Origin of the sequence: Actinoplanes sp. NPDC051346 (genome assembly GCF_040682215.1) — a bacterium.
GTDB lineage: Bacteria > Actinomycetota > Actinomycetes > Mycobacteriales > Micromonosporaceae > Actinoplanes.
The window spans coordinates 1-11,912 of the sequence record NZ_JBFBAJ010000026.1 but is presented as its reverse complement, the minus strand read 5'-3'; the positions used below and the strand labels follow the sequence as shown (position 1 = coordinate 11,912).

Sequence of the window (11,912 nt, the reverse complement as noted above, 5' to 3'; positions counted from 1 at the left end):
ATGACCGACATCAAGGCGGAGATCGACGTTCTGCCGGGACTGGACCCGCGCGCGCCGCTCCTCGAAGTGAACGACCTGCACGTGGAGTTCCGCACCCAGTACGGCGTAGCCCACGCCGTCAACGGTGCCAACTTCACGCTGGCGCCCGGTGAGACCCTCGCCATCCTCGGCGAGTCCGGCTGCGGCAAGTCCGTGACCGCTCAGGCGATCATGGGCATCCTGGACACCCCTCCCGGCTTCATCACCAAGGGCGAGGTCAAGTACCGCGGTCTCGACCTGCTGAAGCTGTCGGAGAAGCAGCGCCGCAAGGTGCGCGCCAACCAGATCGCGATGATCTTCCAGGACGCGCTGTCGGCCCTCAACCCGGTGTTCACCGTCGGATACCAGCTCGCCGAGCTGTTCCGCAAGCACCGAGGCATGTCCCGGGCCGATGCCAAGAGGCGCTCGATCGAGCTGCTCGACCAGGTCAAGATCCCGGCCGCCCGGGCCCGGATCGGCGACTACCCGCACCAGTTCTCCGGCGGCATGCGCCAGCGCGTGATGATCGCGATGGCGCTGGCGCTGGACCCCGAGGTGCTCATCGCCGACGAGCCCACCACGGCGCTCGACGTGACCGTGCAGGCGCAGATCATGGGCCTGCTCGCGGAGTTGCAGCAACAGCGCAACATGGGCCTCATCCTCATCACGCACGACATGGGCGTGGTCGCGGACGTCGCCGACCGCATCTCCGTGATGTACGCGGGCAAGGTCGTCGAGGAGGCGCCGGTCTACGACATCTACGCGCGCCCGTCCCACCCGTACGCGAAGGCCCTGCTCGAGTCGATCCCCCGGCTCGACATGAAGGGTCAGCAGCTGAACGTCATCGGCGGCCTGCCGCCGGCGCTGACCGCCATCCCGAAGGGCTGCGCCTTCAACCCGCGCTGCGCGTACGCCCAGGACGTGTGTCGGCAGAACCCGCCGCCACCGCCGTACGTGGTAGCGCCGGGCCGCACCTCCCGCTGCCACTTCTGGAGGGACGTGGTCGGCGAATGAGCGTGCATGTGAGCGAATCAGTGAGTCAGCGCGTGGCGAAGGCCATCGCCGTAGCGCCAGCGGAGGCGATGGCATGAGCGACCGCAACGAAGTGGTGCTCGAGACCCGCGGTCTCAAGAAGCACTTCCCGATCACCCAGGGCATCCTCTTCCAGTCGAAGGTCGGCGCCGTGCGGGCCGTCGACGGCGTGGACCTCCAACTGCGCCGCGGCGAGACGCTCGGCGTGGTGGGCGAGTCCGGCTGCGGCAAGTCGACGCTGGCCAAGCTGCTCGTCGGGCTGGAGAAGCCGACCGCGGGCTCGATCAACGTCCGCGGCGAGAACATGGTCACGCTCAAGGGCGGCGCGCTGCGCAAGGCTCGGCGCAACATCCAGATGGTGTTGCAGGACCCGTACACGTCGCTGAACCCGCGCATGACGGTCGGCGACATCATCGGCGAGCCGTTCGAGATCCACCCCGAGGTGACCCCCCGCAAGGGGCGCGTCAAGGCGGTGCAGGACCTGCTGGACACGGTCGGCCTCAACCCCGACCACGTCAACCGCTACCCGCACCAGTTCTCCGGCGGCCAGCGCCAGCGCATCGGCATCGCCCGCGCGCTCGCGCTCAAGCCCGAGATCATCGTCTGCGACGAGCCGGTCTCCGCGCTCGACGTGTCGATCCAGGCGCAGGTGATCAACCTGTTGGAGGGGCTGCAGAACGACTTCGGCCTCTCCTACATCTTCATCGCCCACGACCTGTCCGTGGTCCGCCACATCTCGGACCGGGTCGCGGTCATGTACCTCGGCAAGGTCGTCGAGATCGGCAACGACGAGCAGATCTACGAGCGCCCGACGCACCCGTACACGCAGGCTCTGCTGTCTGCCGTACCCGTGCCGGACCCGAGGCTGCGCGGCCACCGCGACCAGATCGTCCTGGAGGGCGACGTGCCGTCGCCGGCGAACCCGCCCTCGGGTTGCCGGTTCCGCACGCGCTGCTGGAAGGCCCAGCCGATCTGTGCCGAGCAGGAACCGCTGCTGCAGATCCGGGAGCGGTCGCCGCACCCGAGCGCCTGCCACTTCGCAGAGCCGCGGGACGTGGTTCACGCGGTGTGAGGTTTGTTGATGAAGGGGTCCGTCCGGTGGGCGGGCCCCTTCTGCTTTGGCGCGACGAAAGATCAAATTCTTCATGACTCGGGTTCGTCGTGGTCCTAGACGTCGCTCCCGCCAGAGACCGGGCGCGGGTGACCAGTCGCCTGGCGGCTCCTGAACGGTCACCCGCACCCTGCCAGGTGCGTGAGTGGCTGAGCTCAAACCAAAGATCAAACCCAGGGTGGTGGCGGTCAGAGGGGGTCGCACCCCTTGGAGCGAGCCGGTCAGAGGGGGCCGCGGCCGGCGCGGAGGAGTAGGAGGGCGACCTGGGTGCCGTCCGGGCCGAGGGCCTCGCGGAAGCGTTCGACGATCTCGCGTTCGCGGGACAGCACCAGGCGGGTGCCGCCGGAGGCCATGCGGGTGCGGCCCACCTGCTGCGACAGGTGTGATCTCTCCAGCCAGAGGTCGATCAGCGCCTGGTCGATCGCGTCGATGCGCTCACGGATCGCGTGGATCTCGTCGGCGGCCAGCTGGTCGCTGGTGCCGGTCTGCCGGCCAGCGGTGTCGTGGCCGTGCCTGGCGGCGTCGTTGCCGTTCTTGGCGGTGTCGTGGCCGTGCCGGGCGGCGTCGTTGCCGTTCTTGGCGGTGTCGTGGCCGGTGGCGGCCGCGCTCGCGGGCTGGTCGATCAGGTCTGCGCTCATGTCCTGCTCCTCGGGTGCTGACGCCGCGGTCGACCCAGTCCGGACAGCATCAAGCCCCGGGCTGGGAAGCCCGGGGCTTGATGTAGGCATGTCGTTCAGACGCGTCCTACGGTCGCCGGACCTCCGGTGCCGTAGTAAAAATACGAAGCGCGCTGAATCACGAAGCGAGTATGACCCCGGCCCGGGCCGTCCCGCAAGGAAACGGCCCGAACCGTGAGACACGATCGGGAAATCCCGCTCAGCCGGCCTTGGTGATGCGGTTGGCCGGGCCGGGCGCGATCGGGTTGCCGGCACCGAGGTATCCGGTCAGGGCGTCGATGTCGAAGCCCTGCGCGGTGGTCCGGTTGGTGCCGAGCGCCAGGTTCGTGAACCCGTCCCCGCCGTTGGCGAGGAAGTCGTTCGACGTCACCCGGTACGAGGCGGCCGGGTCGATCGGCGTGCCGTTCAGGGCCAGCGCGGACACCTTCGAGCCGGCCGGCGACGTGCTGTTCCAGGTGTAGGTCAGGCCGGCAGACACCTGCAGGATGCGCTGGGTGGTCTGCCCGCCGAAGCCGACGAACTGCTGCTCCAGGACGTCCTTGAGCTGTGCGCCGGTCAGGGTCTGGGTCACCACGAGGTTGTTGAACGGCTGGACCGCGAACGCCTCGCCGTAGGTGACCTTGCCGTCGGGCTCGCCGCCCATGGACGCCTCGGCGTCGAAGTCGGCGCGGATGCCGCCCGGGTTCATCAGCGCGAGCTGCGCGCCGTCGCCCTTGGTCCAGGCGAGCTGCGCGTCCGCGATGACGTCGCCCAGCGGCGACTCGCCGTTGGCGCCGGCGATCCGCACGATGTCACCGGTGATGGTGCCGACGACCTTGTTGGCGATCGGCGCGACCGCCGTACGGTACTTGTCGGCGACCTTCTTGGCCTTGGCGTCCACCGTCTCGGGGTTCTTGAGGAAGGCGCCCGTGACCGGGTCCTTCTTCCAGCCGCCGTTGCCGTCGGGCACGCCGTTCTCGACCACCACGTTCTTCGCCGTGATCTCGGCGAACCGGCCGGTGCGCCGGTCGATGCTGTAGTCGATGTCGGTGACGACCTGACCGTTGTTGCCGGCGCTGGTCACCACCGAGGTGCCCTTCGAGTTCGGCAGCTCGCACGAGTAGAACTTGTGCGTGTGCCCCGAGACCACCAGGCTGAACTCGGGGTTGAGGCCCTTGACGATGTCGACGACCGGACCGCTGAAGTCGTTGCAGTCGGAGACGCCGGGCACCGGGTTGTCATCGGAGCCCTTCTGCTGGCCGCCTTGGTGCACGAGCAGCACCTGCGCCTTGACGCCGAACAGCTTGAGCAGGGTGCCCCACTTGTTGGCGGTCTCGATCTCGTTCGCGAACCGTACGTTCTTGATGCCGGCCGGGTTCACGATCCCGGCGGTGCCCTCCAGGGTCAGGCCGACGAAGCCGACCGGCTGGCCCTTGATGAACTTGATGTCGATCGGGGGCAGGATCGGCAGGCCGGTCTTCTTGTTGATGGTGTTCGCGGCGAGATAGGTGAACTTCGCCCCGCGGTATCCATCGCCGTCCTGGCACCCGTCGACCGGGTGGCAGCCGCCGCGCTGGATGCGGATGAGCTCGTTGACGCCCTCGTCGAACTCGTGGTTGCCGACCGAGGAGACCTGCAGGCCGACCTCGTTCATGAGCTCGATCGCCGGCTCGTCGTGGAACGCGGCGCTGACCAGCGGCGAGCCGCCGATGAGGTCGCCGGCGCCGACGGTGACCGTCTGCCGGCCCTCGGTGGCGGCCTCGGCCCGCAGGTTCTTCAGGTACGTGGCCAGATATTCGACGCCGCCCGCGGGCACGCCGTTGACGACCGCCCCGGACCCGCCCGGCGGGTCGATGGCGCCGTGGAAGTCGTTGTAGCTGAGGAACTGACCCTTGACGGTCGGTCCGTACCCGAGCCCGTAGTTGACGCTGATCGGCGCGAGGCCGGCCTTGTACTCGGGGGCCGCGGGCGCGTCCTCGGAGCGGGTCAACGGCAGTGTGGCGACGACGGCCAGTGCCAGGGCGGGCACGGCGAGATGACGCAGCACAGCCCAGCCGCGATGGCGGGGGTGGTTCATAGTATTGGGTCTCCCGGTCGGATTCAGATCAATCAACCTCGACAGCCTGGAGCATCGATGCTGGTCAGCGCTACCACTTCCGGATGACAGGTTGGTTGCGAGCGCCGGTCGCGCAACCTTTTCGTGGCGTTTCCGCCCTTGGTGCGGCCCCAGGCCACGAAGATATTGTCGGACCCCGGGCATAGACTTGTCCGCGCGATGCGAGCCCTTCCCGAAAATACCCAGCCCCTGTTCGCGATGCCTGCGGTCCAGCCTCCGGCCCAGTCCTCGGTCCCTGCCACGGTCACCCAGGGAGATTCGCGGCGCCCGCCGGCGCGGCGCCCGCCGGCGCGGCGCCTCGACCCGGAGGCGCTGCTGGCCGGCCTCAACGGGCCGCAGCGCGACGCGGTCACCCATGCCGGCACGCCGCTGCTCATCGTCGCCGGTGCCGGGTCGGGCAAGACGCGGGTCCTGACCCACCGGATCGCCCACCTGCTCGCCGAGCGCGACGTGCATCCCGGCCAGATCATCGCGATCACCTTCACCAACAAGGCCGCCGGCGAGATGAAGGAAAGGGTCGCCGCGATCGTCGGCCCGCGCGCCCGGTTGATGTGGGTATCGACCTTCCACTCCGCCTGCGTGCGCATCCTGCGGGCCGAGCACCAGCACGCCGGGCTCAAGAGCACCTTCTCGATCTACGACGCCGACGACTCGCGGCGCCTGATGCAGTTGGTCGCCCGCGAGCTCGACCTCGACCCCAAGCGCTACACCGCCCGCGGCCTCGCCGCCCAGGTGTCCAACCTGAAGAACGAGCTGGTCGACCCGGCCGCGTTCAAGGAGAAGGCCAAGGGCCCCAACGAGCGGGCCGTCGCCGAGGCTTACGAGCTCTACCAGCGCCGCCTCCTCGAGGCGCACGCGCTCGACTTCGACGACATCATCATGGCCACCGTGCACCTGCTGCAGTCGCACCCCCACGTCGCCGAGGCATATCGCCGACGCTTCCGGCACGTGCTCGTCGACGAATACCAGGACACCAACCACGCGCAGTACATGCTGGTCAAGGAGCTCGTCGGCACCCAGGGCGGCGAGGTTCCCCCGGCCGAGCTGTGCGTGGTCGGCGACGCCGACCAGTCGATCTACGCGTTCCGGGGCGCGACGATCCGCAACATCCTCGAGTTCGAACGCGACTACCCCGACGCGCGCACGATCCTGCTGGAGCAGAATTACCGCTCCACCCAGACGATCCTGTCCGCGGCGAACGCGGTCATCGACCGCAACACCAGCCGCAAACCCAAGCGGCTCTGGAGCGACCAGGGCGCCGGCGAGCAGATCGTCGGCTACGTCGCCGACACCGAGCACGCCGAGGCCGACTGGGTCGCCCGGGAGATCGACCGGCTGGGCGACAACCATGAGGTGCGCCCTGGGGATGTCGCGGTCTTCTACCGTACGAACGCGCAGTCCCGGGTTTTCGAAGAGGTCTTCATCCGCGTCGGCCTGCCTTACAAGGTCGTCGGAGGCGTGCGCTTCTACGAGCGCAAGGAGGTACGCGACGCGCTCGCCTACCTGCGCGCGGTGGTCAACGACGACGACACGGTGAGCATCCGCCGGGTGCTGAACACCCCGAAACGAGGCATCGGCGACCGTGCTGAGGCCTGCGTCGAGGCATTGTCCACTCGCGACCGCATCTCGTTCGGCCAGGCGCTGCGCCACGCCAGGAACGCACCGGGCATTTCCACCCGCGCCGCCAACAGCATCGCGGACTTCGTCCAGCTTCTCGACGATCTGCGGGAGCTGTCGCGGACGGCCCCGCCGGAGGAGGTGCTCGAGTCCGTCCTCCAGCGTTCCGGACTGCTGTCCGAATTGGAGGAAAGCCTCGACCCGCAGGACCAGGGCCGCGTGGAAAACCTGCAGGAGCTCGTCAGCGTCGCCCGCGAATACACCGAACGCGTCGAGGCCCAGGCCGAGGAGGACGAGCCGCAGGCCGCGACCCTGGCCGGCTTCCTCGAGCAGGTCGCCCTGGTCGCCGACGCCGACCAGATCCCCAGCGACGACCCGGACCACCAGGGCGTGGTCACCCTGATGACGCTGCACACGGCCAAGGGCCTCGAGTTCCCCGTGGTCTTCCTGACCGGCCTCGAGGACGGCGTCTTCCCGCACATGCGGGCCCTCGGCGACAACACCGAACTGGAAGAGGAACGGCGCCTCGCCTACGTCGGCATCACCCGCGCCCGCCAACGGCTGTACCTCTCCCGCGCGGTAACCCGCTCGGGCTGGGGGCAGCCGCAATACAACCCGCCGTCCCGGTTCACCGACGAACTGCCGCCTGAGTTGGTGCGCTGGGAGCGCACGGCCGGCTCGTACACCTCATGGTCGGGCACCGGCGGCGGCGTGGGCGGCCGCGGCGGCGACTACGGTCGCGACTCGGAGCGCGGCTTCGGCCGGGGCGGAGGCTTCGCCGGGGGCACGCCCAAGGCGCAACGCATCGCGGAACGGCTCGGGGTGGACGCCAGCAAGCTCACCACGGCCAGCGAGATGAAGCAGGCCCCGAAGGTGGCGGCCGGTGACCGGGTCAACCACCAGCGATACGGGCTGGGCCGGGTGGTGACCGTCGAGGGGCAGGGCCCAGGAGCCCGCGCCCAGATCGACTTCGGCGACCAGGTCATGTGGCTGGTGCTACGACACGCACCCATCGAAAAGCTGTAGGCGTTGCGGCCCTCGGCCGGCTTCCCGGGGTGAGGTTGCCGGGGCCGTTGTAGCCATGGCCCCTTGTGGCCGTGGCCGTGTGGCCGTGGCCGTGTGGCCGCGGCCTTGTGGCCTTGTGGCCGTGGGCTTGGGGCCTTGGGGCCTTGGGGCCTTGGGGCCTTGGGGCCTTGGGGCCTTGGGGCCTTGGGGCCTTGGGGCCACGGCCTTGTGGCCGGTTTGGTCGGGTCGTGACTGCCGCGGTTGTCCCGTTCTTGGTTCCGGGCTGTTCGGATCAGTTCGTGAAGGTCGCGCAGCTGGCGATGTCGACGCCGTGCTCGTGCATCCACTGCGTGGGCTCGATCGGGTTCTGGTAGCTGCCCTGGTGCACCTCGAAGTGCAGGTGCGGCCCGGTCGAGTGGCCCGTCGAGCCCTCCTCGCCGATCTGATCGCCCGCCTCGACCCGCTGGCCCGCCGTCGCCGTGATCACCGACATGTGGCCGTAGTGGGTGAGGTAGCCGTTCCCATGGTCGATCAGCACCGCGTTGCCGTACCCCTCGGCGGCACCCGCGGAGACCACGACACCCTTGCCCGCCGCGCGAATGGGAGTACCCATCGGAGCGGCAAGGTCGACACCCGCGTGCAGGCGGCCCCAACGCTGGCCGAAGCAGGACGTGACCGAGCCCTCCGGCATCGGATTCACCCACTGCGGAAGCGGCTTGACCTTGCGACGCTGCGCAACGTACGGCTGGCCGCCCGGCGCCACCCCCGCCGCCGGCAACGGCGCCACGCTGGTCGATTGCGCCACACCGCTCGACGGCGTCGCGGCCGGTGACGGCGTGATGCCGGGTGACGGAATCATGGTCGCCTGGCTGTTCGCCCTCGCGACCGCACTGGCCGGCCCGGCGCCGTCACTCGCGGCGGCGACCCCGGTGACGCCCACGCCCGCGACAAGAGCCGCGGCCACGGCATAGCGACCCTTCTCGGCGATCGGATCACGCGGTGCACGGTGGCTGTGCAACGGAGTGGTCCTGCGGTGCTTACCGTGCACGTTCCGTGGGGCTCGATGCTGCACGGTTGGCTGATCCTCCAGGCTCCGACTGCGATCTGACACCTGCCTGTCGGCATGGCGCCCGGGCTGCCTGAGCAGGCTCCCTGACCTGCTACCGCCCCGGTTGCCAGCAGGTTGCAAAGGGCTCGGATCGCTGACTTGCTGGCCGCTGCCGCTGCCGCTGCCGCTGCCGCTGCCGCTGCCGCTGCCGCTGCCGCTGCCGCTGCCGCTGCCGCCGCCGCCGCCGCTGGCCGCCGGAGTGCTCGCGCACCGCCACCGGCCCCATCAGCGGGACGGGCACCTGCTTGGGGGCGGGCCGCCGGCGTTCCAGGTGCCGCCGTCGAGGGCGTCGCTGGCCCACTGGCCGCAGGCGCCGCGTTGCCGGGTCGCTGACCGCCGGCTCGCTTACCGTCGGGGGCCTGGCCGCTCGGTCGCGGGCCGCTTGGTCGCGGGCCGCTCGGTCGCGGGCCGCTTGGTCGCGGGCCGCTCGGTCGCTGGTCGCTGGTCGCCGGCTCGCTGGCCGCCGGCTCGCTGGCCGCCGGGTCGCTGGCCGCCGGGTCGCTGGCCGCCGGGTCGCTGGCCGCCGGGGCCTGGCTGCCGCGTCGCGGGCCGCCGGGGCCTGGCCGCTCGGTCGCGGGCCGCTCGGTCGCTGGTCGCCGACTCGCTGGCCGCTGGTCGCGGCCCGGTGAACCGCCGGGGTCGCTGGATCGGTTGCGCCGGTCGCGTGGGCGGTGGGTCCTGGGCGGGTGGGCCCACGGGCGGCGGGAAGGCGGCCCTGAGGTTCGGCGTGTGGGCGCGCGGCAGCCGTGCGCGGGAGGGTTTAGCTGCTAGGCGCGCGTGCGCGGCGCAGTGTGGTCTGCGGAGTCGATGGCGCGTTGGCGTCCGCGCCGTCGTCGCGGCCTGAACGGCGACCGGCGGGGCCCAGGAAGGGGGAACGGCAGGAGCGGCTCAGGAGGTCGCGGGAGGGCAACTCAGGAGGCTGCGAGAGAGCGGGCTCAGGGCGGCCGCAAGATGCCGGCTCGGAAGGTCGAGAAGCCGGCTCGGAGGTCGAGAGGCCGGCTCGGAGGTCGAGAGGCCGGCTCGGAGGTCGAGAGGCCGGCTCAGGAAGCCGCGAGCGCGCCCATCACGGATTCGATCTTGAGCTTGATGTCGACCCCGTGGGAGCGCAGGAAGCCGATCGGGTCGGTGGGCGACCCGTTCACGTGCACCTCGAGGTGCAGGTGGGTCCCGTACGAGTATCCGGTGTTGCCGACCTCGCCGATGATCTGGCCCGCCTGGACCTCATCGCCGGCCTGGACCAGCAGGCGGCGGGAGTGGGCGTAGATCATCTCGGTGCCGTCGTCGTGCTTGATGGTGATCGAGTAGCCGTAGCCGCCGTTGTAGCCGGCCGAGGTCACCTTGCCGCCGTGGACCGCCTTGTACGGCGTGCCCTCCGGGGCTGCCAGGTCGATGCCCGCGTGGAGCTTGCCGAAGCGGACGCCGTAGGGCGAGGTGAACTCGTAGTCCTCGAGGGGCAGGAGCCAGGTCTGGGCGGCGGCCTCCTCCTCGGTGACCGCGGCGGCGACGGTGCGCTCTTCGCCGCGGGAGGCGCGGGTGCCGGGGTCCGCCGAGCGTTCCGCGAGCGCTTCCTGGGCGCTGGAGGCTTCCTCGAGGCTCTGCAGGACCGTGGGGTTGACGGCCTTGGCGTCGGGGAGCTGTGACGCCGATCCGAGGGCGACGACTCCCGCGCCGACGAAGGCTGAGGTGACGACCGCGGCGTAGCGGCTGCGCGGAGGGGTGGGCACACGGCGACGGCCGCGATAGCGGTCGGGCTCAGACGACAAGCGCTGACGCACGAACAATCCTCCGTCGGTGGCGAAAAGCGGCAGCCACCGAAGGCGAACACGTGCTGAACGGTGGTTTGCCGAGCCGCAGGTCCGGGGTTAACCGGTTGACAGCCGGGAGCCACGGTAGCCAAACGCAACGCCGGTCACAAGTCGCAGCGCCAATTCCCTGACAGTTCTGTCGGAGCATTCGACGGTGATTGTCCGAGTTGGTCAGCTTTTCTGAGGAGCGGCACGGTTGGCTCTCCGTAACTGTCTAACAAACACAACGTAATGTGACGTGGAATACGGTGAACGGTGCTTGCATCCGAGTGGCGGGCCGCTCCGATGCCGGCCGGTAGTACGGAGCGGCGGCTACCAGGGTTCAACGCCATCGGGTTACCGTTCGTTAAGGTCTGACTCGACGCGCGCCGAAGGGGTCGCAACATGCAAGCACGGATCAGGGTCGTCGTCGCCAAGCCAGGGCTCGACGGGCACGACAGAGGGGCCAAGGTGGTGGCCCGGGCCCTGCGTGACGCCGGCATGGAGGTGGTCTACACCGGGCTGCACCAGACGCCCGAGCAGATCGTCGAGACGGCCGTCCAGGAGGACGCCGACGCGATCGGCCTCTCGGTGCTCTCCGGCGCCCACATGACGCTCTTCCGCCGGGTGCTGGAACTGCTCGCCGAACGAGACGCGACCGACATCGTGGTTTTCGGTGGCGGCATCATTCCCGTCGACGACATCGCCGAGTTGGAGAAGCTCGGCGTCGCGCACATTTTCACCCCGGGCGCGACGACGGCATCCATCATCGAATGGGTGCGCGCCAATGTAGCGACACCCGTTTCTTGACGGATAATCACTAAATAGCTGCAAAGAGTTAAGGGGAGAGGCCGGACGCACCCCTCACACGTCCGGCCTCTCATGCACGATGCCCCGCCGCCACCCCTCGACCGACAGGGCATCGGCCGCATTCGTCGTCGCTCAGCGCGCCGACACCACACTCAACGACGCCTCCGGGGCGGGGTTACGCGCTTGTTTTCAGCGGGGTCAAGATCTTTTGATTTCTTGGGTACGCGGCCGTAGGCACCCAACCGCAACACCGGGGCCGGACCGCCTCCGGCGGCTACCGCACCAAGGCCGTCGCACCTCCCAGCCGTCCCCCACCGCCGGCCCAAACCGCCCGCTAGACCCCGCCACAACGAACGAGCGGCGTCCCAACCCGAAGCGCGTGACTGCGCCAGAGCGGCCTTCACCAATGCGAACGCCAGAAAGCGACCGGCCCCACGAGCCGGAGTGAACGGCCGGCGCGGCGGGCCGCAGTGAGCGGCGGGCCGCAGTGAGCGGGCGGCGTGGCGGGCCGCAGTGCGCGGCGGGCCGTAGTGAGCGGGCGGCGTGGCGGGCCGCAGTGAGCGGCGGGCCGTAGTGAGCGGGCGGCGTGGCGGGCCGCAGTGCGCGGCGGGCCGTAGTGAGCGGGCGGCGTGGCGGGCCGCAGTGCGCGGCGGGC

The 11,912-nt window shown here is 69.9% G+C and carries 8 protein-coding genes; 4 read left to right on the top strand and 4 right to left on the bottom strand.

Annotated features, from left to right (window positions below; translation table 11 throughout):
* Together AB0M36_RS36650 and AB0M36_RS36645 are read left to right on the top strand one after the other, a co-directional pair.
* Window positions 1-1,032 (top strand): ABC transporter ATP-binding protein, encoded by a 1,032-nt coding sequence (locus AB0M36_RS36650; RefSeq protein ID WP_364167174.1) that lies wholly within the window; start codon window positions 1-3, stop codon window positions 1,030-1,032.
* A gap of 73 nt (window positions 1,033-1,105) precedes the next feature.
* Complete coding sequence (locus tag AB0M36_RS36645; RefSeq protein ID WP_364167173.1) at window positions 1,106-2,122, top strand: dipeptide ABC transporter ATP-binding protein; 1,017 nt, start codon at window positions 1,106-1,108, stop codon at window positions 2,120-2,122.
* A 260-nt stretch (window positions 2,123-2,382) separates the two neighbouring features.
* On the opposite strand, the gene AB0M36_RS36640 is transcribed toward AB0M36_RS36645, so the two are convergent.
* Both AB0M36_RS36640 and AB0M36_RS36635 read right to left on the bottom strand, forming a co-directional pair.
* On the bottom strand, window positions 2,383-2,628 hold the full coding sequence (locus tag AB0M36_RS36640; RefSeq protein ID WP_364167214.1) for a chorismate mutase: 246 nt from the start codon (window positions 2,626-2,628) through the stop codon (window positions 2,383-2,385).
* A 409-nt stretch (window positions 2,629-3,037) separates the two neighbouring features.
* Window positions 3,038-4,894: a bifunctional metallophosphatase/5'-nucleotidase gene (locus tag AB0M36_RS36635; RefSeq protein ID WP_364167172.1), complete on the bottom strand. Its 1,857-nt coding sequence runs from the start codon at window positions 4,892-4,894 to the stop codon at window positions 3,038-3,040.
* 198 nt (window positions 4,895-5,092) lie between these two features.
* Between AB0M36_RS36635 and pcrA the strand changes: the two genes are divergently transcribed.
* On the top strand, window positions 5,093-7,576 hold the full coding sequence (gene pcrA / locus AB0M36_RS36630) for a DNA helicase PcrA (RefSeq protein ID WP_364167170.1): 2,484 nt from the start codon (window positions 5,093-5,095) through the stop codon (window positions 7,574-7,576).
* 271 nt (window positions 7,577-7,847) lie between these two features.
* Here the strand turns inward: pcrA and AB0M36_RS36625 are convergent, their stop codons facing one another.
* Both AB0M36_RS36625 and AB0M36_RS36620 read right to left on the bottom strand, forming a co-directional pair.
* Window positions 7,848-8,573 (bottom strand): peptidoglycan DD-metalloendopeptidase family protein, encoded by a 726-nt coding sequence (locus AB0M36_RS36625; RefSeq protein WP_364167168.1) that lies wholly within the window; start codon window positions 8,571-8,573, stop codon window positions 7,848-7,850.
* A gap of 1,130 nt (window positions 8,574-9,703) precedes the next feature.
* Window positions 9,704-10,438, bottom strand: coding sequence for a M23 family metallopeptidase (locus tag AB0M36_RS36620; RefSeq protein WP_364167166.1), 735 nt, complete (start codon window positions 10,436-10,438; stop codon window positions 9,704-9,706).
* Window positions 10,439-10,852: 414 nt separating this feature from the next.
* On the opposite strand from AB0M36_RS36620, the gene AB0M36_RS36615 reads away from it, so the two are divergent.
* On the top strand, window positions 10,853-11,257 hold the full coding sequence (locus AB0M36_RS36615) for a cobalamin B12-binding domain-containing protein (protein ID WP_364167164.1): 405 nt from the start codon (window positions 10,853-10,855) through the stop codon (window positions 11,255-11,257).
* Window positions 11,258-11,912 lie beyond the last annotated feature (655 nt).

What these genes read in the sequence shown, in the direction of transcription:
- AB0M36_RS36650 (WP_364167174.1), top strand. Translation starts at nt 1, where the DNA reads ATGACCGACATCAAGGCGGAGATCGACGTTCTGCCGGGACTGGACCCG.
- AB0M36_RS36645 (WP_364167173.1), top strand. Translation starts at nt 1,106, where the DNA reads ATGAGCGACCGCAACGAAGTGGTGCTCGAGACCCGCGGTCTCAAGAAG.
- AB0M36_RS36635 (WP_364167172.1), bottom strand. Translation starts at nt 4,894, where the DNA reads ATGAACCACCCCCGCCATCGCGGCTGGGCTGTGCTGCGTCATCTCGCC.
- pcrA (WP_364167170.1), top strand. Translation starts at nt 5,093, where the DNA reads ATGCGAGCCCTTCCCGAAAATACCCAGCCCCTGTTCGCGATGCCTGCG.
- AB0M36_RS36615 (WP_364167164.1), top strand. Translation starts at nt 10,853, where the DNA reads ATGCAAGCACGGATCAGGGTCGTCGTCGCCAAGCCAGGGCTCGACGGG.